Origin of the sequence: Nonomuraea ceibae (assembly GCF_019396325.1) — a bacterium.
Lineage (GTDB): Bacteria > Actinomycetota > Actinomycetes > Streptosporangiales > Streptosporangiaceae > Nonomuraea > Nonomuraea ceibae.
Genome location: NZ_JAHKRO010000010.1, coordinates 43,967 through 66,329, shown reverse-complemented (window position 1 = coordinate 66,329; position 22,363 = coordinate 43,967). Strand labels below are relative to the sequence as shown.

Annotated in this window: 27 protein-coding genes and 1 pseudogene; 16 read left to right on the top strand and 12 right to left on the bottom strand. The window is 73.2% G+C overall.

Annotated features, from left to right (window positions below):
• The first annotated feature begins 4 nt into the window (after positions 1–4).
• Positions 5–352 (top strand): hypothetical protein, encoded by a 348-nt coding sequence (locus KME80_RS09750; protein WP_219502901.1) that lies wholly within the window; start codon positions 5–7, stop codon positions 350–352.
• Between the two features lie 42 nt (positions 353–394).
• On the opposite strand, the gene KME80_RS09745 is transcribed toward KME80_RS09750, so the two are convergent.
• Positions 395–955, bottom strand: a complete 561-nt coding sequence (locus KME80_RS09745) for a GNAT family N-acetyltransferase (RefSeq protein ID WP_219502898.1) — start codon at positions 953–955, stop codon at positions 395–397.
• A 160-nt stretch (positions 956–1,115) separates the two neighbouring features.
• Between KME80_RS09745 and KME80_RS09740 the strand changes: the two genes are divergently transcribed.
• The 4 genes from KME80_RS09740 (at position 1,116) to KME80_RS09725 (ending at position 4,333) form a co-directional block, all read left to right on the top strand.
• Complete coding sequence (locus tag KME80_RS09740) at positions 1,116–1,601, top strand: GNAT family N-acetyltransferase (RefSeq protein ID WP_219502895.1); 486 nt, start codon at positions 1,116–1,118, stop codon at positions 1,599–1,601.
• Positions 1,602–1,692: 91 nt separating this feature from the next.
• Positions 1,693–2,472 carry a CPBP family intramembrane glutamic endopeptidase gene (locus KME80_RS09735; RefSeq protein WP_219502892.1) on the top strand — a complete coding sequence of 260 codons (780 nt, stop codon included), beginning with the start codon at positions 1,693–1,695 and terminating at the stop codon, positions 2,470–2,472.
• Positions 2,469–3,725 carry a sensor histidine kinase gene (locus KME80_RS09730; protein ID WP_219502889.1) on the top strand — a complete coding sequence of 419 codons (1,257 nt, stop codon included), beginning with the start codon at positions 2,469–2,471 and terminating at the stop codon, positions 3,723–3,725. The genes KME80_RS09735 and KME80_RS09730 overlap by 4 nt, the downstream gene beginning before the upstream one ends.
• Positions 3,689–4,333: a response regulator transcription factor gene (locus KME80_RS09725; protein ID WP_219502885.1), complete on the top strand. Its 645-nt coding sequence runs from the start codon at positions 3,689–3,691 to the stop codon at positions 4,331–4,333. Before KME80_RS09730 ends, KME80_RS09725 begins: the two co-directional genes overlap by 37 nt.
• Here KME80_RS09725 and KME80_RS09720 read toward each other — a convergent pair.
• Genes KME80_RS09720 through KME80_RS09710 form a run of 3 tightly spaced genes read right to left on the bottom strand, consistent with a single transcriptional unit; the run spans position 4,318 to position 6,136 of the window.
• Positions 4,318–4,737 (bottom strand): hypothetical protein, encoded by a 420-nt coding sequence (locus tag KME80_RS09720; RefSeq protein ID WP_219502882.1) that lies wholly within the window; start codon positions 4,735–4,737, stop codon positions 4,318–4,320. The two genes, KME80_RS09725 and KME80_RS09720, sit on opposite strands and share 16 nt — an antisense overlap.
• Positions 4,738–4,752: 15 nt before the next feature.
• On the bottom strand, positions 4,753–5,763 hold the full coding sequence (locus tag KME80_RS09715) for a nuclear transport factor 2 family protein (RefSeq protein WP_219502879.1): 1,011 nt from the start codon (positions 5,761–5,763) through the stop codon (positions 4,753–4,755).
• A gap of 4 nt (positions 5,764–5,767) precedes the next feature.
• Positions 5,768–6,136 carry a nuclear transport factor 2 family protein gene (locus tag KME80_RS09710; protein ID WP_219502876.1) on the bottom strand — a complete coding sequence of 123 codons (369 nt, stop codon included), beginning with the start codon at positions 6,134–6,136 and terminating at the stop codon, positions 5,768–5,770.
• A 74-nt stretch (positions 6,137–6,210) separates the two neighbouring features.
• Between KME80_RS09710 and KME80_RS09705 the strand changes: the two genes are divergently transcribed.
• From KME80_RS09705 to KME80_RS09690, 4 genes are all read left to right on the top strand, one after another.
• A complete protein-coding gene (locus tag KME80_RS09705; RefSeq protein ID WP_219502873.1) occupies positions 6,211–8,853 on the top strand; it encodes a helix-turn-helix transcriptional regulator in 2,643 nt (880 codons plus the stop codon).
• 149 nt (positions 8,854–9,002) lie between these two features.
• Complete coding sequence (locus tag KME80_RS09700) at positions 9,003–10,142, top strand: DUF418 domain-containing protein (protein WP_219502870.1); 1,140 nt, start codon at positions 9,003–9,005, stop codon at positions 10,140–10,142.
• Between the two features lie 192 nt (positions 10,143–10,334).
• On the top strand, positions 10,335–11,381 hold the full coding sequence (locus tag KME80_RS09695) for a sensor histidine kinase (protein ID WP_219502867.1): 1,047 nt from the start codon (positions 10,335–10,337) through the stop codon (positions 11,379–11,381).
• A complete protein-coding gene (locus KME80_RS09690; protein WP_219502864.1) occupies positions 11,378–12,007 on the top strand; it encodes a response regulator in 630 nt (209 codons plus the stop codon). Before KME80_RS09695 ends, KME80_RS09690 begins: the two co-directional genes overlap by 4 nt.
• Here the strand turns inward: KME80_RS09690 and KME80_RS09685 are convergent.
• The 3 genes from KME80_RS09685 to KME80_RS09675 all read right to left on the bottom strand — a co-directional run bounded on the left by KME80_RS09685 (position 12,004) and on the right by KME80_RS09675 (position 14,034).
• The gene (locus KME80_RS09685) at positions 12,004–13,125 is read right to left on the bottom strand and encodes an oxidoreductase (protein WP_219502861.1); all 1,122 of its coding nucleotides are present in this window, start codon (positions 13,123–13,125) and stop codon (positions 12,004–12,006) included. The genes KME80_RS09690 and KME80_RS09685 overlap by 4 nt on opposite strands.
• A 47-nt stretch (positions 13,126–13,172) precedes the next feature.
• On the bottom strand, positions 13,173–13,565 hold the full coding sequence (locus KME80_RS09680) for a RidA family protein (RefSeq protein WP_308125687.1): 393 nt from the start codon (positions 13,563–13,565) through the stop codon (positions 13,173–13,175).
• A 70-nt stretch (positions 13,566–13,635) separates the two neighbouring features.
• Entirely contained in the window at positions 13,636–14,034 is a 399-nt protein-coding gene (locus KME80_RS09675) for an EF-hand domain-containing protein (protein WP_219502856.1), read from the bottom strand.
• A 304-nt stretch (positions 14,035–14,338) separates the two neighbouring features.
• On the opposite strand from KME80_RS09675, the gene KME80_RS09670 reads away from it, so the two are divergent.
• The 4 genes from KME80_RS09670 to KME80_RS09660 all read left to right on the top strand — a co-directional run bounded on the left by KME80_RS09670 (position 14,339) and on the right by KME80_RS09660 (position 17,087).
• A complete protein-coding gene (locus tag KME80_RS09670; protein ID WP_219502854.1) occupies positions 14,339–14,545 on the top strand; it encodes a cold-shock protein in 207 nt (68 codons plus the stop codon).
• 276 nt (positions 14,546–14,821) lie between these two features.
• Positions 14,822–16,255: a DEAD/DEAH box helicase gene (locus KME80_RS09665; RefSeq protein WP_308125686.1), complete on the top strand. Its 1,434-nt coding sequence runs from the start codon at positions 14,822–14,824 to the stop codon at positions 16,253–16,255.
• Positions 16,256–16,344: 89 nt separating this feature from the next.
• Positions 16,345–16,470, top strand: a complete 126-nt coding sequence (locus tag KME80_RS51750; protein ID WP_281426912.1) for a hypothetical protein — start codon at positions 16,345–16,347, stop codon at positions 16,468–16,470.
• Positions 16,467–17,087 (top strand): HAD family hydrolase, encoded by a 621-nt coding sequence (locus KME80_RS09660; protein WP_219502852.1) that lies wholly within the window; start codon positions 16,467–16,469, stop codon positions 17,085–17,087. The genes KME80_RS51750 and KME80_RS09660 overlap by 4 nt, the downstream gene beginning before the upstream one ends.
• A 41-nt stretch (positions 17,088–17,128) precedes the next feature.
• Here the strand turns inward: KME80_RS09660 and KME80_RS09655 are convergent, their stop codons facing one another.
• Positions 17,129–18,310 (bottom strand): PQQ-dependent sugar dehydrogenase, encoded by a 1,182-nt coding sequence (locus tag KME80_RS09655; protein WP_219502850.1) that lies wholly within the window; start codon positions 18,308–18,310, stop codon positions 17,129–17,131.
• Between the two features lie 14 nt (positions 18,311–18,324).
• Positions 18,325–19,062, bottom strand: a complete 738-nt coding sequence (locus tag KME80_RS09650; RefSeq protein WP_219502848.1) for an SDR family oxidoreductase — start codon at positions 19,060–19,062, stop codon at positions 18,325–18,327.
• A gap of 87 nt (positions 19,063–19,149) precedes the next feature.
• On the opposite strand from KME80_RS09650, the gene KME80_RS09645 reads away from it, so the two are divergent.
• The 3 genes and pseudogenes from KME80_RS09645 to KME80_RS53150 all read left to right on the top strand — a co-directional run.
• On the top strand, positions 19,150–19,764 hold the full coding sequence (locus tag KME80_RS09645) for a TetR/AcrR family transcriptional regulator (RefSeq protein ID WP_219502847.1): 615 nt from the start codon (positions 19,150–19,152) through the stop codon (positions 19,762–19,764).
• Positions 19,765–19,887: 123 nt separating this feature from the next.
• Positions 19,888–20,205: a YidH family protein gene (locus KME80_RS09640; protein WP_308125685.1), complete on the top strand. Its 318-nt coding sequence runs from the start codon at positions 19,888–19,890 to the stop codon at positions 20,203–20,205.
• Between the two features lies 1 nt (position 20,206).
• Positions 20,207–20,422 (top strand): annotated as a pseudogene (locus KME80_RS53150) (DUF202 domain-containing protein); the annotation flags it as partial.
• Positions 20,423–20,623: 201 nt separating this feature from the next.
• Here KME80_RS53150 and KME80_RS09635 read toward each other — a convergent pair.
• From KME80_RS09635 to KME80_RS09625, 3 genes are all read right to left on the bottom strand, one after another.
• Positions 20,624–21,511 (bottom strand): sulfite exporter TauE/SafE family protein, encoded by an 888-nt coding sequence (locus tag KME80_RS09635; protein ID WP_246644419.1) that lies wholly within the window; start codon positions 21,509–21,511, stop codon positions 20,624–20,626.
• A 226-nt stretch (positions 21,512–21,737) separates the two neighbouring features.
• Positions 21,738–22,055 (bottom strand): hypothetical protein, encoded by a 318-nt coding sequence (locus KME80_RS09630; protein WP_219502843.1) that lies wholly within the window; start codon positions 22,053–22,055, stop codon positions 21,738–21,740.
• Positions 22,056–22,142: 87 nt separating this feature from the next.
• On the bottom strand, positions 22,143–22,322 hold the full coding sequence (locus tag KME80_RS09625; protein WP_219502841.1) for a hypothetical protein: 180 nt from the start codon (positions 22,320–22,322) through the stop codon (positions 22,143–22,145).
• Positions 22,323–22,363: the final 41 nt, after the last annotated feature.

Sequence of the window (22,363 nt, the reverse complement as noted above, 5' to 3'; positions counted from 1 at the left end):
TCGCATGGGACGAACGATCACCAACGGCCCGGGCTTACGCTGGGCAGCGATACTCCTGGCCGGCGTGCTTCTCCTCGTGGGGCTCTTCTGGCTCAAGCCCGGCCAGGACGATCGGTTCGCTGACGCGGCTCCGCAGATGGAGGCCGTCGCCCGCGCGCTGGGCAAGGACGAGGTGCTGGGGCGCCGGACCATCGGCGGCCTGACCTTCGACGCGATCTACTGGGACGGCGACGTGGTCGTCTTCTCCCTCAGCGGCGCCCACCGCGCGTACATGTGGAGTCCTGACCGGAGGCCGGGCGACACCCTGCGCGTGTGGGGCCCGTGGTACACGCACCTGAGCGACCCCCACTGACCTTCGTCCCCATGCGGCCTGTCTGATCCCGGCCGTCCCGCGTCACTCCTCGTCGTGCCCGTCCCACTCCGGTCGCAGGATTGAGTGGACGACGGAGTCGCGCCAGCCGCCGGCGAGCTTCAGGTGCCCGCGGATGGTGCCTTCCTCGACCATCCCCTCCTGGGCCATGACCCGGGCCGACCGCTCGTTGACGGGGGAGCGGGCGCCCCAGATCCGGTGCAGGCCCAGATGTTCGAAGCCCAGCCGCAGCAGGAGCTGAATGCCGTGGCCGCCGAGCCCGCGCCCCCACTGGTCCGCGCGGAACGCGAACCCGATCTGGCCGCTGGACTGGAGCGGGTGGCCGATGTCGACGGCCAGCCGCAGATGGGCGACCAGCTCCCCGCCCGGAAGGACGCCGGCGAGGGAGTACTCGGTGCGCTCCGGCCGGCGGGCGGCCTTCATCGCGCGGTCGACGATGCCGGCGACCTGATCGCGGTCGCGCGGCTCGAACGACATGTGCTCGGCCACCAGGGGGTCGCCGTAGATGGCGAGCAGCGGGTCGACGTCGCCGGGCTCGAACTCGCGCATCCCCAGCCGCGGGGAGGAGAGCTTCACCGGGAACATGAGCCCTCACCCGGCCCGGCGAAGCCGCGCCCGGCCTGACCGTCGCCGGCAGTGGCCGGCCGTCCGCTGTCCGTCGCCCACGATCTCGCCACCTTCCCTGTCACGGGCAGATCTCCCGACCGTACGCCTTCCGCGTGTTCGTGCGAGCGATACTACGGCGGTGAACGACATCGTTGTACGAGCCGCCGAACCGGACGAGGCGGACGCGCTCACCGCGCTCACCCGGCGTTCCAAGGCGTACTGGGGTTACCCGCAGGCGATGCTCGACGGCTGGGCGGAGCTGCTGTCGATAAGCTCCGCCACCATTCGTGCCGATCGGGTCGTCGTCGCGGAGCGGGACGGTGTGCCGGCAGGCTACTACCACCTCGCCGGCGAGCCTCCGCACGGCGAGCTCGCGGATCTCTTCATCGAGCCGGAGGCCATCGGCACCGGGCTGGGGCGCAGACTCTGGGAGCACGCCGTCGAGTCCGCGCGTGGCGCCGGCTTCCAGACCCTCACCCTTGAGTCCGACCCGCACGCCGAAGCGTTCTACCTGCGGATGGGGGCCGAGCGCGTCGGGGAACGAGAGGTCGCTCCCGGCCGGCGGCTGCCCGTCTTGAGGGTCACCGTGGGGTCCGGGGCGGGAGTCCCCGGCGGCGCACCCTGAGGGAGATCCCGGCGGGGGTGGACCTGGATCCACCCCCGTCAGGTTGCCAGGTGCAGTGATCGCAGCGCGGCCGGACGGAATCGTCGGTCCCATGCTGAAGACACAGACTCCGGCGACCTCTCGCGTCCTGGCGCCCGTGGGGGTGTTCCTCGCCGTCGCCTTCGTGGCGTCCGGCCTGCTGGGCGCGGCGCAGGCTTTCACGCCGATCCCCGCCGAGGTGATCCAGCTGACCCAGTTCGGGCCGGCCCTCGCGGTCGGGGCCGTCGCCCTGTGGTGGCCGAGCCTCACCCGGCGGGCCCTGTCCGGCGCGGTGAGCCAGGAGGCCGGCGGGGTGGGCCGTCACGGGCTGCTGCTGCTCGCCACGGCTCCGGTGATCGTCGCGCTCTGCGTCGGCGGGTACGGCCTGCTCACCGGCGACGCCGGGTTCACCGGGCCGGGGACGCTGGGCAGTCCGTTCGCGCTGATCGTGGTCGCGCAGCTGGTGGGCGCGTGCGGCGAGGAGATCGGCTGGCGCTGCCTGCTGCAACCGCTGCTGCGCCGCCGGTTCGGCCCGCTGACGGCGTCGATCGCGGTGGGGGTGCTGTGGGGGGTGTGGCATGTGCCGGTGTTCGGCAGGCCGCCGGCGCACGCGGCGGCGTTCCTGCTGGCGACGGTGTCGATGTCGGTCGTGATGGGGCTGGCGCTGGAGCGGGTGCGCTCGCACCGGCTGCTGCTGACCGGCGGCTTCCACACGCTGATCAACCTCGGCCTGCTGCTGTTCATGGACGAGGAGAGCGGGGCGGTCGTGCCGATGGTGATGTTCGGCACGTCGTGCGCGCTGGCGGCGCTGCTGTGGGTGTGGAACGCGCCCGTTAGAATCCACGACCGATGAGAGCGAAGGGGGCGCTGGCCGCTGTGGGGCGCTGCCAGTTGGCGGGACTGCTCGCGGTGGCGGTGTCCGCCGTCGGGTCGCTCGTCGTCCTGGCCCTCCTGCTCCTCCCCGTGGGCGCCGGTTTCCGGCTGCTCGTCCCTGCCGCGACGGCGCTGCGGCGCCTGTCGGACCGCTCGCGCGCCCGCGCCGCCCGGTGGACGGGGGTGCGGATCAGCGCGCCCGAGCCGTTCGCCGGTGACCCCTCGTGGAGCCGGCGCAGGAGAGCGGGCGCGATCCTCGCCGACGAGGGCTTCTGGCGGGATCTGGCCTGGGCCTGGCTGGAGCCGTGGGCCGGGGGAGTCCTCGTCGCGATCCCGCTCATGTTCCTCTGGTACGGCGCGTTCGGCACGCTGGTGCAGCCCTTCGTGTGGCGGTACCTCGGCGACGGCAACTGGTACGCGTTCGTCCCGGTCCACAGCACGCCGACCATGCTGGCGGCCCTCGCGCTGGGCGTGGGCTTCCTGGTCGCCGGGGTCGTGATGGCGCCGCGGATCCTGAGCCTGCACGGCCGCTGGACCCGGCTCCTGCTGTCCGTGCCGCGCCGTACGGAGCTGACCAGGCGGATCGCCCACCTGACCGACACCCGGGCGCAGGCGCTCGACGTGCAGGCGGCCGAGCTGAGGCGCATCGAACGCGATCTGCACGACGGCGCCCAGGCCAGGCTCGTCGCGCTCGGCATGACCCTGGACAGCGCCACCCGGGTCCTGGACAGCGACCCGGCGGCCGCCCGCAGGCTGCTGGCCGAGGTGGGCGAGACCACCGCGCGGGCGCTGGAGGACCTGCGCACGCTCGTGCACGGCATCAACCCGCCGGTCCTCGCCGACCGGGGCCTCGGCGACGCCGTCAGGTCGCTCGCGCTCGACAGCTTCCTCGACGTCCACGTCGACGTACGGCTGGCGGGCCGCCTGCCCGCGCCGGTCGAGTCGGCCGCCTACTTCGCGGTCGGCGAGACCCTCGCCAACGCGGCCAAGCACGCCGGCGCGCGGGAGGTCGGCATCGTCCTCGACCACGACGGGCGGACGCTGCGCGTCAGCGTCACCGACGACGGGCGCGGCGGCGCCGACCCGGCGAAGGGGACCGGGCTGCGCGGCCTCCAGCGGCGGCTGGAGACGTTCGACGGCGTTCTCACCCTGCACAGCCCGCCAGGCGGGCCGACCACTGCGATCATGGAGATTCCGTGCGTGTTGTCCTCGCCGAAGACCTCTTCCTGCTGAGGGACGGGCTGACCAGGACCCTGCGCGAACACGGCTGCGAGGTGGTGGCCTCGGTCGACAACGGGCCGTCGCTGCTGCGCGCGCTGCTCCAGGACGAGCCGGACGTCGCCGTCGTGGACGTCCGGCTGCCGCCCACCTATACCGACGAGGGGCTGCGGGCCGCGATCGAGGCCCGCCGCCGCCGTCCTGGACTGCCGATCCTGGTGCTCTCCCAGTACGTCGACCAGCTGTACGCCAACGAGCTGCTGGCGGCCGGGGACGGCGCCGTCGGCTACCTGCTCAAGGACCGGGTCACCAACACCGAGCAGTTCGTCGACGCCGTCCGCCGGGTCGCGGCGGGCGGCACGGTGATGGACCCGCAGGTCATCGCCAAGCTGCTGTCCCGCAGCCAGGCCCGCGGGATGATCGGCAGCTTGACGCCGCGTGAGCTGGACGTGCTCGAGATGATGGCCGAGGGCAGGTCCAACGTCGCCATCGCGGCGGCCCTGCACTTCAGCGAGAGCGCGGTCGCCAAACACACCGCGAGCATCTTCGGCAAGCTGCGGATCACCCCCTCGACGGACGACAACCGCCGCGTCCTGGCCGTCCTGGCCTACCTCAAGCGCTGATGGCGCCGCGCTGCGTGTGCGGGCAGCGCGGCGCTGACGGTGACGCCGCCGCCGGGCACCGCGTTCGTCGACAGCCCGCCGCCCAGCCCCGCGAACCCGGCCCGCCTGACGCGCAGGCGTCCGGCGAGCCCTTCCCGCGGCAGGCCGGAGCCGTCGCCGCTGATCGTCAGGCGCAGTCCCCGGGCGCCGAGGGTGAGCGCGAGGCCCACGCACCGCACCGATCCGTCCTCGGCGAACGCGTCCAGCGTGTCGAGGATCGTGGCACGGACGAGCCCCTCGACGACGCGGGGCGGCGGCTCGCCAGGCAGCGCCCACACCTCCACGGTGATCCCGGTCGATCGGGACCAGCGTTCCACCTGGTCGTGCAGGTCCCAGGCGCTCTCCACCCGTACGTCCAGTGCCATGGTCTTCCTCATTCCTCAGGTGCGGCGCAGCAGGCCGTACAGCTGGTCGATCTTGCCCGCGTCGGCGATGAGGGGCAGCGTGTCGAACGTCAGGCTCCAGTCGGTGACCTTGCCCTTGTGGTGGCCGAAGCGTTCGATGATCCCGTAGGAGATCTCCCGCTCCTGGCTGCGTACGGTGCCGTACCACTCCTGGTACGTGGCGTCGCGGGTGTGGATCGCCTGCCCGGGCCGCAGCGCGGTGACGTTGCCGCGTTCCGGGTCGTTCTCGAACCTGCTGAGCAGCCTGTCGACGTAGGCGAGCTTGGCGGCCTTCGTGTACAGCTTGCGCCCGTCCAGGCCGGGGCCGCTCAGCGGCGCCCTGCCCGAGGCCGCGACCAGTGCTTGGGCGTTCCTGCTGTTCCAGGCGGCGGCCCGGCCGAGCAGACCCTGACGCGAGCTGTCCACCTGTGCCTCGGCCTCGGGGGCGGCGGCGGCACGATCGGCGATCCCGCCGAACAGGTTGTCCAGCTTCAGCTCACCGGGGGCGATGGGGGCGAACCAGGAGTACCGGTCGTAGTAGCGCCGCCCCTGCGCGACCTCGCCGGCCTGGTTGAGCACCACGCGGTAGATGGCGGGGTACTCGATCGTCCTGCCGTGGACGACGATCGTGTTGTGGGCTCCGTACATCACGGTGTCGCCGCCGGCCGCGATGCGCTGAGGCGTGAACCCGAAGTTCGGCACCAGCGCGAGCGTGCCCTTGATGGCCTGCTCGATGGCCGGCCGGCCGTGGATGAGGTCGGCGGCGGCCTCCCAGAGGGTCGCGTCGGCGGCGAACATCTCACCGTAGATCCTGATCCGTTCGGCGCCGTCGCCCGTGGGCATGGCGCCGAACCGGGTCTGCCGGTCGATGAAGATCTTCGCCTGAGGGCTGACCCGGCCCTCGATCACGGGACCGTCCGTCCGCTGCGCCTGCGCGGGCGAGGCGAGTGCGACGATCGGCAGGACGGCCAGCAGGGCGGCGGCCAGATGGCGCCTTCTGTTCCTCATGGTCTCAGGCCCCGCTGGGGATCTTGTCGAGGAAGCCGTGCACGCGGTCGATGCGGCCGTCGGCGGTCAGCACGGCCACGTCGAAGCCCACCACCAGGGCCTCGGCGCCGTCCTGCGCGAGCTCCCAGGTGAAACGGGCGATGTCGTGGTGGGCGTCCACCGGCCCCGCCAGGGTGAAGGTGAAGCCGGGGAACTGCTCCTGGACCGCCGCGATGGTGGCGTCGATCGCGTCGGTGCCCGCGGCGACCGCCATCGGGTCGGTGTAGACGCCGTCCGGGGTCCACAGCTCGTCGATGGCCGCGCGGCGGGCGGCGGCGTCGGTCTCGTTCCAGGTGGCGAGGTAGCGGGCGATGGTCTCGTCGATGTTCTTCATGACGAGAACGCTAGGGAAACCGCACATAATGGGCATCTGTCGCGATTAGGTACTTGTCTCAGTAAAGGGAGACCATGCTGTACGGGCGAGAAACCGAGGCATCCGTCATCGACGAGCTTCTCGCCACCGTGCGGTCAGGACGCAGCGGCGCCCTGGTGATCAAGGGCGAGCCGGGAATCGGCAAGACCGCCCTGCTCGACCACGCCGCAGGACGCGCCGACGGCATCCAGGTCATCCGGCGCAGCGGCGTGCCGTCCGAGAGCGAGCTGGCGTACGCGGGACTGCACCTGCTGCTCCGTCCGGCGCTGGACCGCACCGGCAAGCTGCCGCCGCCGCAGCGACGCGCGCTGGAGACGGCGCTCGGCCTGACGGAGGGGCAGGGCGCCGACGCCCTCCTCGTCGGCCTCGCCGTGCTGTCGCTGCTGGCCGAGGTGGCCGAGGACGGGCCCGTGCTGTGCCTCATCGACGACGCGCAGTGGCTGGACCCCGGCTCCCGTGCCGCGCTGGCCTTCGCCGCCAGGTGGCTGGACGCCGAGGGCCTGGCCCTGGTCATGGCCACCCGCGACGAGGAGGACGCGCACGGGCTGCCCGAGCTCACGCTGACCGGGCTGCCCTCCACGGCCGCCGCGGCCCTGCTGAAGGGGAGCGACCTGACGCCGGGCCAGCGCTACCGGGTGCTGGCCGAGGCGCAGGGCAACCCGCTGGCCCTCATCGAGCTGCCCGCCGCTCTGCGCCAGGACCCCCACGGGCCCGGCGGGCTCCCGCCGAGCAGCCGGCTCCAGGCGGCCTTCCACAGCCAGGTGGACCACCTGCCGGCGGCGACCCGGACCCTGCTGCTGGTGGCCGCCGCGGGAGAGGGGCTGGACGAGGTGCTCGCCGCGGCCACGTTGCTCGGCGTGACCGCCGCCGACCTGCGTCCCGCCGAGACCGAGGGGCTCGTGACCACCAACGGGCAGCACGTGCGCTTCCGCCACCCGCTGATCCGCGAGGCCGTCTACCAGCGGGCCCCGATCAGCTCCCGGCTGGCCGTGCACGCCGCGCTCGCCGAGACGCTGACCGGCGACCACCACGCCGACCGGCGGGCCTGGCACCTGGCCGCCGCCACCGTCGGCCCCGACGAGCAGGTGGCGGCCGAGCTCGAACGCACCGCCCGGCGCGCCGCGCTCAGGCACGGGTACGCCGCCGCGGCCACCGCCTACCAGCGCGCCGCCGCCCTGACCGGCCACGGCGACGAGACCCGCGCCCGGCGGCTCACCCTGGCCGCCGAGTCCGCCATCGAGGCGGGCGACCTCGACCGGGCCCAGGAGCTGGCCGGCGAGGCCGGATCGCTGACCGCCGACCGGGCGATGCGCTCACGCGTCATCCACACGCAGGCCACCGCCCACTTCGGGCGAGGCCGGTACGCCGAGGCGCACCGCCTGATGACCGAGGCCGCGGAGCTGGACCCGGCGCTGCTGGTGCGGGCTTATCAGACCGCCTGGTACGCCGGCGAGGCCCAGCTGTCGGAGGTGTCCGCCCGCCTGGCGGAGGTTCTGTCGCAGGGCCTGCTCGACGAGCCCGTCGCCGCCCTGGCCCGCCTGGAGTCGGCCGCCTTCGCCCGGCTGTCGGGCGCCGACCCGGCCGGGCCGAGCGCGCTGGAGCAGGTCGTGGCCGAGGCCGAGCACGCCCTGGCCGGTTACCCGCCGGGGCTGGCGGCGATGGTCTGCGGCACGCCGCTCATCGCGGGGCAGGACGCCGCCGCCCTGCGCATGTCCACCCGCCTGGTCGCCCGCTGCCACGCCGAGGGCAGCATCGGCGTGCTGCCGATGGCGCTCTACTTCCAGGCGCAGGCCGAGCTCTTCCACGGGGGACGCCTCCACGCGGCGGGCGCCGCCGCGACCACCGCCCTGCGCCTGGCCGAGAACACCGGCCAGCACCAGTGGGCCGCCCTGAACACGGGCCTGCTCGCCTACCTGGCCGCCGTCGAGGGCGACGAGGACGGCCACCGCGGGCTCACCGCCGACGTGGCGCGCAGCCCGGCCGTCCCCATGCAGGGCGCCATGTGGGCCGACTGGGCCCGGGCGCTGCTGGACCTGGGCCAGGGCCGGGCGGAGGCGGCACTCGGCCGGCTCGAAGCCCTCGCCGACGGGCCGGGCTGGTATCACGTGTCGGCCATCCGGTGCGTGCCCGACCTGGTGGAGGCCGCCGTGCGCAGCGGTGAGCCGGACCGCGCCCGGCCTGCCCTGGCCCGCTACCTCCGTCTCGACCAGCGCCACCTCGTCGAGCGCTGCCTGGCCCTGCTCGCCGGGGACGACGCCGAGGCGCACTACCTGGCGGCGCTGGAGGCGGGCGGACCGGCCTTCGAGCAGGCGCGCACCAGGCTGCTGTACGGGGAGTGGCTGCGCAGGGCGCGCCGCCGCGGCGTCGCGGCCGGTCAGCTGCGCGAGGCCCTGGAGTCCTTCGAACGCCTGGGCGCCGTCCCGTGGGCCGGCCGGGCCAGGGGCGAGCTCCAGGCCGCGGGCGGGCTCGCCGACGCGCCCGCCCCGGACCGGGCCGCCGGCCTGACGCCGCAGGAGCGGCAGATCGTCCAGCTCGCCGCGCGCGGGCTGTCCAACAAGGACATCGCCGCCCAGCTCTTCCTGAGCCCTCGCACGGTCGGCTACCACCTGTACAAGGCCTATCCCAAGCTGGGCGTCGCCTCCCGGGGCGAGCTCGCCGCCGTGGTCACCCGCGCGTGACGTGCAGGCGCGAGGCCGCAGGCATCCTCCGAACGGAGGATGCCGGGCATCGCCCGTTCGCCGCCGGATCGCGCCCCGCCGCACGATTCGCCGGCCCCGCCCCCGGCCCCACACTCGGGTGCGAGATCCGGTGACGAAGGGGAGGCGACGTGGTCGCGGTCGAACGGTTGAGCCCGGTGGGGCAGGGGGCGCGGCAACTCGCCCCCGACCTGGCCAGGGGAATCATGCTGGCGCTGATCGCGGTGGCCAACTCGGCCATCTACCTGTACGGGCGCCCGTACGGCATCAGGCAGCACATCGTCGAGCACGGCTGGCTCGACCGGCTGGCCTCGGCGGTGAGCATGACGGTCGTGGACGCGCGGGCGTACCCGATGTTCGCAGCCCTGTTCGGCTACGGCATGGTGCAGATCTGGAACCGGCGCCGCGACGACGCCGAAGGGCGGCGCGTGCTCAGGCGGCGCAGCTGGTGGCTGCTGGCGTTCGGCGCGGTCCACGCGACGCTGCTGTTCTCCGGGGACGTGCTCGGCGTGTACGGGCTGGTCGGCCTGGTCCTGGTCCGGTTGCTACGGGTGCGTGACCGGACGCTGCTCGTCCTGGCCGCCTGCTGGCTGGTTCCGGTGGCGCTGGCGTCGGCTCTGGTCTTCAGCACGCCGGACGGCGCGGCGGAGCGGTCGTACTTCTGGTCGTTCGCCGTCGAGGACCCGCTGACGGCGCTGGCGCTGCGGCCGGTCGAGTGGGTGACGGGCCCCCTCGGCATGCTGGGGGTGGGCACCGCGGCCCTGGTCGGCGTGTGGGCGGGGCGCCGCGCGCTGCTGTCCTCGCCGGACCGGCTGCGGCGGGCGGCGCTGTGGGGGCCGCTGGCCGGCGCGGCCGGTGGGCTGCCGGTGGGGCTGATCGCCGCGGGGGTCCTGACCGTGCACGACCCGGTGGTGATCATGGCGCTGAACGCGGTGCACGTGGTGACGGGGATCGCGGGCGGGCTGGGGTACGCGGCGCTGATCGGCGTACTGGCCGACCGCATCGGGCGGCGGCGAGGGCCCGTCGTGACCGCGCTCGCGGCCTGCGGTCAGCGCTCGCTGACCTGCTATCTACTACAGTCAGTGGGGTTCGTGGCGCTTCTGTCCCCCTATGCGGGTGGGCTCGGCGGATGGCTGGGATCGGCCGCCACGGTGGCGCTGGCGCTGCTCGTCTGGGCGGGCACCGTGGTGGCGGCCGAGGTGATGCGCCGGGCCGGGGCGCGCGGGCCCGCCGAGGTGCTGCTGCGCCGCCTGGCCTACCCCCGCAGGTGAGAGCGAGGTCTGGGTGGTGCGGGTACGCGACTGGGACCGGCGCTGGCACGCCGTGCCGCTGGCCGTGCTGGCCGTGGCGACGCTGATCGCCGTGGCCGACTCCGCGGCCCTGCCGTCCGGCCGCGCCGTCACCGTGGCGCTGGCCGTGGCCGCCGGGCTGTGGCACGGCTGGATGGTGATGGCCCATCCGCAATGGCGGAGCGGGCGCTGGCGCCGATGGCGGTGTACTTCGCGGGACTGCTGGCGCTCTCGTGGGTGCTGTCGACCCGTCACCCGGCGTACGCGCTGCTGGTCGTCGCCTGCTTCCCGATGGCGTTCGTGGCCCTGCCCGGCCGTTACGCCTATCTCGGCGTGGCCGCGGGCGGGCTGCTGGTGCTGGGCGACCCGTTCGCGCTGTCCTGGCCGGTGGACGTCTGGCCCAGGGTGCCGGGGGTGCTGGCGTCGGTGGCGCTGGCGGCGTTCATCGGCTGGATCATCCGCGCGATGGAGGCCGAGGTGGGACGGCGGCGCGCGGCGAACCGGGCGCTGGAGGAGGCCAACGCGCGCCTGGCGCGGCTCGCCGAGGAGAACGCCGCCCTGCAGGGCGAGCTGCTGGCCGCCGCCCGCCAGACCGGCGTCGACGGCGAGCGCGGCCGGCTGGCCCGCGAGATCCACGACACCGTCGCCCAGGGGCTGGCGGGCATCGTCACCCAGCTCGAAGCCGCCGACGAGGTCGCCTCCGACCCCGACGCGGTACGCCGCCGCCTGGCCATAGCCCGGGCCCTGGCCAGGGAGAGCGCGAAGGAGGTCCGCCGCTCCCTCGACGACCTGAGGCCCGGCCCGCTGGCGGCCTCCCGGCTGCCGGAAGCGCTGTCGGCGCTGGTGTCCGGCTGGGGCGAGACGCACGAGACGCCCGCGACGCTCACCGTCACCGGAACCGCCCGGCTGCTGCACCCCGAGGTCGAGGTGACGCTGTTCCGGGCGGTGCAGGAGGCCCTGGCGAACGTGGCCCGCCACGCCAGGGCGGGCAAGACCGTGGTCACCCTGTCGTACATGGAGGATGTGGTCGTGGCTGACATCAGGGACGACGGGGTCGGATTCACCCCCTCGCAGACCGGCGGCTTCGGGCTGACCGCGATGCGCCAGCGGGTGAGCCGGCTGGCGGGCGAGGTCGAGGTGGAGTCGGCGCCCGGCCGGGGCACCGCGGTGAGCGTGAGCGTGCCGGCCATCCCGGCGGCCGGCGAACGGGAGGCGCCGTGACGGTGCGGCTGGTGATCGTCGACGACCATCCCGTGGTACGCGACGGCCTGCGCGGCATGTTCGTCGAGCAGGCCGACCTGGAGATCGTCGGCGAGGCCGGTGACGGCGAGGAAGGGCTGGCGGTGGCCGTAAGGGAACAGCCCGACGTCGTGCTGACCGACCTGCGGATGCCGGGACTGGGTGGGGCGGAGTTCATCGGGCTGCTGACCGCGCGGGTGCCGTCGGCCCGGGTGCTGGTGCTGACCACGTACGACGGGGACGACGACGTACTGCCGGCCGTGGCGGCCGGCGCGATCGGCTTCCTGCTGAAGGACTCGCCCCGCGAGGAGGTCTTCCGCGCCGTCCGCGCGGCCGCCGTGGGGGAGACGGTCCTGACGCCCGCCGTGGCGGCCCGCGTCCTGCGGCGCGTACGCGAGCCCGCGCCCCGGGCGGCCGAGCTGAGCGAGCGCGAGCACACCGTGCTGCGGCTGGTGGCGCGCGGCGCGACGAACAAGGAGGCGGCCGCCGCGTTGTTCATCAGCGAGACCACGGTCAAGACCCACCTGGCGCACATATACACCAAACTGGGCGTCTCCGACCGGGCCGCCGCCGTCGCCACCGCCTACACGCGCGGCCTGCTGCCCTAGGCGCGAACGCGCGGGCCCTGGAGCCGCTGTCGCGCGTTGCTCAGCGTCGCCATCGGCTCCAGCATGCGACGGTCGTACGCCTCCAGCGGCAGGCCCCGCGACAGGCGATGGGGAAGATCGGGGTTGGCCAGCGCGCCCCGGCCGACGGACAGCAGGTCGGCATGGCCGTCGGACAGGACCTGGGCCGCCTGCGCGAGATCGTGCATGCCGCCGTTGGCGATGACCGGAAGGCCGCTCACCTGGCGAGCCAGGCTCGTGATCGTGACGCCGCCGTCCAGCCGGGCCGTCTCGATCCAGTCGCGCCCCTCGCTGGCGATGTGCAGGTACGTGGCGCCCGCCTCCGCCAGCGCGGCGAAGATGATCCGCGCGTCGGCCGCGCCGCCGTCCCAGCGGTGGCCGAAGTCGTTGACCTTGCCCTGCGACAGCCGTACGCCGACGCAGAAGCCGGCGCCGAGCTCGGCCCGGACCGCGGCCACCGCCTCGGCCGTCAGCCGGACCCGGTTCGCGACCGGGCCGCCGTAGGAGTCGGCGCGCCGGTTGGTGTAATCGGTGAGGAACTGGTCCAGCAGGTAGCCGTTGGCTCCGTGAAGTTCGACCCCGTCGAAGCCGGCATCCCGGGCCCGGACCGCCGAGGCCACGAAGCCGCCGATCGCCGCCTCGATGTCGGCCCCGGTCATCTCCCGGGGCGTGGGCCAGCGTCCGGACCCGCCGTACTCGGGCAGCATCTCCCCACGCGGCCGCACGGCGGACGGCCCGGCCGTGCCGGCGCGGTACGGGTTGCCCTGCGACAGCGCGCCGGCGTGCATGAGCTGGAGCACGACACGGCTCCCGGCGGCCCGCACTCTGCCGGTGACGTCCTGCCAGGCCGACACGTGCCGGGCGGAGACGATGCCCGGCTGGTTGAGGTAACCCTGGCTGTGGACGGTGTCGGTATAGGTGCCTTCCGTGATCACCAGCCCGAAGCCGCCCGCCGCGTACCGCTCGTAGTATTCGGCCATCTCCAGGGTCGGCGTGCCGTCGGGGTCGGCGGACACCCGGGTCATCGGCGCGACGGCGAGCCGGTTGGGCAGGTCGAGACCGCCGACCCGGACGGGCAGCAGCGCGTGGTGGTTCGTCATGGAGGTACTCCCTTGATGGGTCGGAGGTCTGTTGCGGATCGGCGGCGTCAGCGCGCGGTCGCCACGGCGGTCGCGTCGACCTCGATCTGCCAGTCGGCCTGGGCGAGGCGGGAGATCTGGATCAGGGTGTCGGCGGGGTAGGGCTCGGTGAAGAACTCTTTGCGCAGCTTGATGATGGTGTCGAGGTTGGGTTCGAGGTCGGTGACGAGGATGGTGACCTTGACGGCGTCGGCGAGGCTGGATCCGGCTTCTTTGAGGACGCGGTCGAGGTTGGTGAAGGCTTGGCGGGCCTGGGTCTCGAAGTCGTGGCTGACGGTGACGCCGTTGTCGTCGAAGCCGGCCTGGCCGGAGGCGAAGACGAGGTCGCCGACTTTGATGGCTTGTGAGATGGCGTAGGGCTCGTACCAGTCGGGGGTGGTGCTGATGCGTTCGCGCTTCACGACATCTCCTTGCATGTACGTACATGTTTTGTCCGTGCAAGAAGATGTTGCATGTACATGTATGCACTTGTCAAGCCGCGATCAAGCGGGAGGTGTGCCGAAGGCGTGGGTGCCCGGCGCCGCAGGGTCGTCGCCTGCCCAGAACTCGCCCCAGTGGAGGACGAACTCCGCCCGGTGAGATCCGGCCGTCGCTGTCCTCGTCGATGGCGTCGAACATGGCCTCGGCGGTGGCGTCCACGACGGTGAGCACGTCGTCGAGCGTGACCGACTCGGGGTTGCGGCCATGCGCGGCGAGCGTCCGCCCGCCGCGCATGGCCGCGGTGAGGCGCTCCGCGTCGCCCGCCCTGCGGATGGCCGCCCAGCGGCGTGCCAGGTCGTCGAAGTCGCTCTCGCGCAGTGCGCCGTCGCCGTCGGCGTCCATCGCGCTGAATACGAGCTGGACTCTGCCCCGCTGGAATGTGCTCGCCATGCCCCGATGGTCTCCAGCGTCGCAACCGGCAACTACTGTCGCTATGGTGCCCTCCTTTCGTCGGACCGTGACAGTAGTGTCACTGTGGGTTACGGCCAGGATGTTGCGCAGCACGGCCACATGTGTGGTAGCTTGGGGTCAGTTGCAGTTGTGGTACCCATAAAAACTTGTGTGCACCTGACGGTATGTAGCCTCAGGTGCATTTTTGTTTGCCGGTCATCTCCGGGTGTGTGGTCCTATCGCGGCGACGCGAAATCCGTTCGTTGCGGATTTCGGCTTTGCACCCCATCAAAAGGAGATCAATATGGCTTCCGGCACCGTGAAGTGGTTCAACGCGGAAAAGGGCTTCGGCTTCATCGAGCAGGACGGCGGCGGCGCCGACGTCTTCGCGCACTACTCCAACATCGTCTCCCAGGGCGGTTACCGCGAGCTGCGCGAGGGCCAGAAGGTCGCCTTCGACATCACCCAGGGCCAGAAGGGCCCGCAGGCCGAGAACATCGTTTCCGCCTGACATCGACGCACCACGTAGCTGGGGCCCGCGCTGTACGGCGCGGGCCCCAGCTACGTTGCTCCGGGGCATCCGGTCCTGTCCGGTCATAAGCCGGCTCCAGCCCCGACCGGCATCGCAGCCGCCGTTCTTTCGGCGCATGCCGACCATTTCGACGCACCAGGCCAGGTGGCTTTCCGCCGGCCCGGCTCGTCTTTCTTCGGCTCGTGCTCGCCATTCTTGTGCCGCCCGTCGCGCCTGAGAATCACTTGACACGTGCCGCATCGAGGAAGGTTCTGCGTGAACCACGCAACTCGCAAGCACGACCGCTTCTCCTCCACCCGCACGGGCGGCTCCGCCGGCTCCGGCAGAGGCAGCCGATCCGGCTCGTCGGCTCCGGGCCGTTCCGGCAACCCCCGGCGGTCCGGTGGCCACGGACGGCGTCCCGCCGCGCTCCAGGGCGAGTTCGCCCTGCCGGTCACCGTCACCCCCGGCCTGCCCGCGGCCGCGACGTTCGCAGAGCTGAACATGCCGCCCGCGCTGATGAAGACGCTCACCGGCCTGGGCATGAACGAGCCGTTCCCGATCCAGTCGGCCACCCTGCCGAACTCCCTGGCCGGCCGGGACGTCCTCGGCCGGGGACGCACCGGATCGGGCAAGACGCTCGCCTTCGGCCTGGCCCTGCTCGTCCGCACCGCAGGGCAGCGTGCCGAATCGCGCCGGCCGCTGGCCATGATCCTCGTGCCCACCCGGGAACTGGCCCAGCAGGTCACCGACGCGCTCACCCCGTACGCCCAGTCGCTGAAGCTGCGACTGGCCACCGTCGTCGGCGGCATGTCGATCAGCCGGCAGGCCAAGGCGCTGCGCGACGGCGCCGAGGTCGTCGTCGCGACCCCTGGACGGCTCAGGGACCTCATCGAGCGCGGCGACTGCCGCCTGGATCAGGTCGAGATCACCGTGCTGGACGAGGCTGACCAGATGGCCGACATGGGGTTCATGCCGCAGATCACCCACCTGCTCGACCAGGTGCGCCCCGGGGGCCAGCGGATGCTGTTCTCCGCCACGCTGGACCGCAACGTCGACCTGCTGGTACGCCGCTACCTGACCGACCCGGTGGTCCATTCGGTCGACCCCTCGGCGGGCGCGGTCACCACGATGGAGCACCACGTGCTGCACATCCACGACGCCGACAAGCATGCCACCACCGTGGAGATCGCCGCGCGCGACGGCAAGGTGATCATGTTCCTGGACACCAAGCACGCCGTGGACCGGCTCACCCAGGACCTGCTGCACAGCGGCGTCCGCGCCGCCGCGCTGCACGGGGGCAAGTCCCAGCCCCAGCGCACCCGCACCCTCGCCCAGTTCAAGACCGGGCACGTCACGGTGCTGGTGGCGACCAACGTCGCGGCCCGCGGCATCCACGTCGACAACCTCGACCTCGTCGTCAACGTCGACCCGCCGAGCGACCACAAGGACTACCTGCACCGCGGCGGCCGCACCGCCCGCGCAGGGGAGTCCGGCAGCGTCGTCACCCTCGTCCTGCCGAACCAGCGCCGTGACATGTCCCGCCTGATGGCCGCCGCCGGCATCGTCCCGCAGACCAGCCAGGTCCGCTCGGGCGAGACCGAGCTCCGGCGCATCACCGGCGCCCAGGCTCCCTCGGGGATACCCGTGACCATCACGGCCCCGGCGGCCGGCCGCCGAACGGGCCGGAACGGCCGCCGCTTCAGGTAGCGACGGCTGCCCCGCCCACCGGCCTCGGCTGGGAGCGACCACGGCCAGGACCGTGACCATGCGGTGGACGGCGAGCTACAGTGCTCCGTGTGGGGAGTGACTCCGCGGTGGGGCTGGGCGTGCTGGACTACACGGCGCTGCTGCGCCACATCACCGCACGCGCCGCCGACCTCCCGGGCCCGATGCCGCGCGATCCGGCGGGGGAGCGCACGTGACGGGTGGGGCGGTCGTGTTCGACCTTGACGGCACCCTGGTCGACACCATGACCGTGGTGCCCGACGCGTACGCCGGCACCGTCCGCGCGCTCGGCGGTCCCGACGTCACACCGGAGCAGGTCGTGGCCGCGTGGCGGCTGGGCTCGACCCCGGCGGTGCTGGCCCATTTTCTCGGCCGCCCGCCCACGGCCGAAGACCTGGAGCACTTCCACCGCCGCCTCGACGCCGCCGCGGCGACCGTCCGGCCGTTCCCCGGCGTCGTGGAGCTGCTCGGCGACCTCGCCCGAGCGGGCCGGCCGCTCGGCGTCTTCACCGGCGCCACGCGGCGCGCGGCCACGATGATGCTGGACGCCGCCGGCCTGACCGGTCTGTTCGCGGTCGTGGTGTGCGGCGACGAGGTCGGCCGGGCCAAACCGGCGCCCGACGGGCTGGAGCTCGCCTGCCGCCTCCTCGGCGTACGCGCCGCCGACGCCGTCTACGTGGGCGACGCCGAGACCGACCTCCAGTGCGCCCGGCGGGCGGGAGCCCGAGCCGTCCACGCGTCCTGGGGCCTGCCCACCGGCCCGTACCCCGGCCCGGTGGCCCGGCACCCGAGAGACGTGCTGGCCCTGGTCTGAGGACCGCGCGCACCGGATCGGCCCGGGTGGCGTCGGCTCGATCAGGGTTCGCGCACCTCGACGCGGAGGATGCGGTCGTCGCCCGGGCGCGGGGCGGTGCCGCCCCAGGTGGCGCGGTCGGTGTTCGACGTGACGAGCCAGAGGGCTCCGTCGGGGGCCACCTCGACGGTGCGGATCCGCCCGTACTCGCCGGCGAAGTGGTCGATCGGCTCGGCCGTCGCGGCGCCGCCCTCGACGGGAAGCTGCCAGAGTCGCCGGCCGCCCAGCGCGCCGATCCACAGCGACCCCTCGGCGTACGCGACGCCGGAAGGGCTCGCCTCGTCGGGGTGGATCGTGGCGATCGGAGCCTGCCCGGTGGACCCGGCGATCCCCTCGGTCTCCGGCCAGCCGTAGTCCGCGCCCGCGCGAAGGACGTTCACCTCGTCCCAGGTGCGATGACCGAGCTCCGACGCGTACGGGGTGCCGTCGGGCCCGAACGCGATGCCCTGGACGTTGCGGTGGCCGCTGGAGTAGATCGGCGACGAGCCGGGATTGTCCTCGGGTACGGAGCCGTCGACCGCGATGCGCAGGATCTTGCCGTTGAGCGAGTCGTCGGCGGCGGCGTTCCCGGGCTCGAAGGCGTCACCCGTGCCGATCCACAGGTGCCCGTCCGGCCCGACGGCGATGCGGCCGCCGTGGTGCCGGTCGGCGGTCCGGATGCCGTCGAGCAGCACCCGGTCGACGGAGAGGGAGCCGTGGTCGCCGGCGATGGTGAGCGCGACGATGCGGTTCTGGTCCTGCCCGGAGGCGGAGGCGTAGACGGTGCGGTCGGTCGCGAACCGGGGGGAGACGGCGATGCCGAGCAGCCCGCCTTCCGAGCTCACGTGCACACCGGGGACGACGCCGACCGTACGCGGGTCGCCGCCCTTCGCGGGGATGCGGACGATCTCGCCGGAGATCCGCTCCGAGACGAGCGCCGACCCGTCGGGCAGGAAGGCGAGCCCCCAGGGGGCCTCCAGCCCCGTCGTCAGCTCGACCGGCTCACCGAGGGTCGCGACCGGACCGGCCGGTGCGGTGCCCGGGGGCGCGGACGGGGAGGACACGGACGGGGAGGGCGCGGACGGGGAGGGCCCGGGCGGGGAGGGCGCGGTCACCGGCTCGTCGGGCGGGCCCGAACACCCGCTCAGCGCGACGGCGAGCGAGGCCGCGACGGCCGCCGCGCGTGATCGTGAACGTCGGGTCACCGGCCGTTTCGTGGTCAAGCCGCGCCGCCGTTGACATGGAGAACCTGGCCGTTCACCCAGCGCGCGGGCCCCGCGAGGAAGGCGACGGCCTCCGCGACGTCCTCCGGTGCGCCGAGCCGGCCCATCGGGTTCATGGAGGCGATCCGGTCGATCGTCTCCTGGCTCTTGCCCTCGAAGAACAGCGGCGTCGCGGTGGGGCCGGGCGCGACGGCGTTGACCGTGATGTCCCGGCCGCGCAGCTCGCGCGCGAGGATCAGCGTCAGCGCCTCGACGGCTCCCTTGGACGCGGCGTAGGCGCCGTAGCCCGGGATCTGCAGCCGGGTGACCGACGTGGAGAAGTTGATGATCGCGCCCCCGTCGCGCAGGCGGCGGGCGGCGAGCTGGTCGACGACGAACGTCCCGCGAACATTGGTGCGCTGGACGCGGTCGAAGGTGTCGAGATCCATCTGGGCCACGGGTGCGAGCGGCATGATGCCCGCGGTGTGGACGACGACGTCGAGTCCGCCGAACTCGCGATCCGCGACGTCGAACACCGCGGTCATCGCGTTCTCGTCCGCCACGTCCCCACCGGCGACGGCCGCGCGGCCCCCGGCGCGGGTGACCGCCTTCGCCGTCTCCTCGGCGCGGTCCCTGCTGCCCGCGTAGTGCACCACGACGGCGAAGCCGTCGGCGGCCAGGCGCTCCGCGCTCACCCTGCCGATGCCGCCGGATCCGCCGGTGACGAGCGCGACGCGCTCTGTGCTGTTCACCATGTCATGCGCCTTCGCTAGGATATGAACGAGTTGTTCACATATGACGGTAGCACCGAAATGAACAGATAGTCCATAAGTGGAGTGACGATGTCCGAGAGCGTTGCCGACCGACGCGGCCGAGGCCGCCGCCCCGCCGCGGAGGTGCGCGCCGCGGTGCTCACGGCGGCCGGGCGCATCCTGCTGCGAGACGGCATGCAGGCGGTCACGTTCGACCGCGTGGCGATGGAGGCGGGATCGAGCAAGACGACCCTGTACAAGTGGTGGCCGTCGCCGGGCGCGCTCGCGGCCGAGGCGTACTTCGCCCATAGCCGGCGGACGCTGGACTTCCCCGACACCGGGGACGTGCGCGCCGACCTGATCACCCAGCTCGGCGCGTTCGTCCGGTGGCTGAAGGACGAAGGGGCGGAGAAGCCCGTGTCCGAGCTCGTCGGCGCGGCCCAGATGGACGCGAGCCTCGCCCAGGCGTGGTCGGAGAGTTACGCGCTGCCCCGGCGCGAGCTCGCCCGGGAACGGCTGCGCATCGCGCAGCGGGACGGTCAGCTGCGCGAGGACGCGGACCTGGACGTCATCGTGGACCAGCTGTGGGGCGCCTGCTACCACCGGCTGCTCGTGCTCCGGGTGCCCTTCGACGAGTCGATCGTCGAGCGCCTGGTCGACCATGCGCTCTACGGGGCGGCGCCGCGCTCGGCGGGTGCGGGATGACCACCGCGGCGAGGAAGGCACTTTACAAAAGACATCGGAGAGTTATCGTCTGATTACGTGGAGAATCGTGATTCTGGTCAGCCTCCCACCGGAGGAGAGGGCACGGGCGGTTCGGAGCCCGATGTGCGCTTCACCTTCGCCAACGAACGCACGATGCTGGCGTGGAACCGGACCGCGCTCGCCCTGGTCGTCGCGGGCCTCGCGATCGTGCAGCTACTGCCGCCGTTCGCCGGGTTACCGGGGGGCCGGCGGCTGCTGGCGCTTCCCCTGATCCTTCTCGGCGCCCTCCTGCCGGGCGGCGCGTACCTGGAGTGGCGCCGCAACCAGCGCGCGCTGCGCCACGGCCGCCCGCTGCCGAGCTCGCCCCTGCCCCGGATCCTGGTCCTCGTCCTCATGTGCGTGGCGGTGGCCGCCGGCGTCCTCGCGCTGAGGCAGGGCTGACATGGCAGGTTCCGCTCCCCGTGACGGCGGGACCGATGCCTCGGAACCGGAACCGGACCCGGGTCTGGCGCGCGAACGCACCCACCTGGCCTGGATCCGCACCGGCATGTCGTTGATCGCGTTGTGCGTCACCCTGCTCAAGGCGGCTCCCCTGCTGGGCGTGGTGGCCCTGGCCGCCGGCGTTCTGGCGTGGACCCTCGGCCGCGTGGCGTACTCCGCCGGACGGCGGCCCGCTCGCGGGCGCCGCCCGCTGAAGCCGCTGACCGTGCTGGTCACTCTGGTGGGCGTGGCCGGGATGCTGCTGGCGGTCAACCCGGGCGGGCAGCAGCCGCCGGTCAGGCCCACGCACTCGACGTATCGCGGTGCCGGCGTCGTCCAGCCCGGCCACGATCGTCAGCCGCGATCCGCCCCGGCGCCGTCAGGCCGACGAGCTCTCCACGGCGTCCCGCTCCTCGGCCGCCCGCCTCCGGAGCGGCACGCCGTACCGGCGATGGATCACCAGCCATACGGCCAGCGTGGCGGCGACGGCCGCCAGGACGACCGCGGTCACGGCGGCCGGGCCGAGGCCGGACATCTTCGCGGCGGAGGCCAGCAGCAGGAAGGTCAGAAGCAGGCGCAGCGGCCCGGCGGGGGCGCGTGAGGAGATGCGCGCCCCGAGGTAGATGCCGGGAAGGGAGCCGGCCAGCAGCGCCGTGGTGATCTCCAGCCTGAAGTCACCGAACAGCAGGTGTCCGATCGCGGCGGAGATCACCAGCGGCACGGCCTGCAGCAGGTCGGTGCCGACCAGCTGGTTGGCCTTGAGCATCGGGTAGAGCGCCACGAGCGCGACGATGATCAGCGAGCCGGAGCCCACCGACGTGATGCCGACGACGAGCCCGCCGAGCGCGCCGACGGCGGCGGTGGGGACAGGCCGCACCCGGAGCGGAGCGGTGCTCCGGGCACGGTGCCCGGCGGGCGCTGCGCCGCTGCTGCGGCCGGCCTTGTCGAGCGCGGCCCCGTAGCTGCGGTGCGCCAGCGTGGCGGCGGCGATCAGCAGCGCCGCCGCCATGGCGATCTCGATCACGTCGTGAACGCGCTCGCCGTCCCCCAGAGCCCTCGCGACCAGCACGCCGCCGAACGCGGCGGGCACCGAGCCCGCGCACAGCCAGGCCACCAGCCGCAGGTCGATGGTCCCCCGGCGGTAGTGCACCGCGCTGCCGACCGGCTTCATCACCGCGGCGGCCACCAGGTCACTGGAGACCGCCGCCATGGGTGACACGCCGAAGAACGTCACGAGCATCGGCGTCATCAGCGCGCCCCCTCCCATACCGGTGAGCCCGATCATCAAGGCCACCGCAAAAGCGCCGAATGCCATGGCGAAATCGAATTGCACAGCAGTGTCCTTCGCTCGCGGGAGGGGACGAATGTCGGGAGGCGGCCGCCGTATTCGGTCTGCCCCTGGCGTTGATTTGGCTAACTGAAATGAGAAAACGCTAATCAGTGCCGACCGGCGAACGCCGCCATTGCTGCTTTTGCCCCGAGCGGTCTCGGTATCAGGTGAGCGAATGGCCCCGGGGCCACATCGTGTCGATCCGGGCCGCCGTGATCCGGTACGCCTCCTCCACGGCCGAGGTGAGCACGACGTCGCCGCCCGGCCCGGCGGCGGCCAGATACTCGCGCAGCACGATCGACTCGGCCGTGTCGGCCAGGTCGAGCAGGCCGCTGATCCGCGCGGCCACCGCCACGAGGTCGCCTTTCGCCGGCACGCCGCCGCCCTCGGGCTCGCGCAGCGCGATGGCGCCGAGCGCGGCGGCGGCCGCCGACAGGGTGGCCACGTCGACCGGGTCGACGTCGACCAGGCGCAGCGGCACGTGCTCGATCCGGCCGCACGAGGCGTAGACCCGCCCGGCCAGTCGCGCCTCGACCGCCCGGCGTCCCTGGGTGAGCGCGACCGCCCGCTACAACCGCCGTAGCGCGGCCAGCGCCGCGCCGTCCGCGAGAGGTTCCGGCAGCGTCGCCCCGGCTCGCTCAGCGGCCCGCAGGGACAGCAACAGCCGCTCCAGCCGCCCGACGGCCCCGGCCAGTTCGTCGCCCAGATCGGGCACCAGAACCGCGCGGGGACCTGGATCCAGCCCCATGACCGTGACGCTACACAGAACGCCCGGCCCCGTCACCGCCC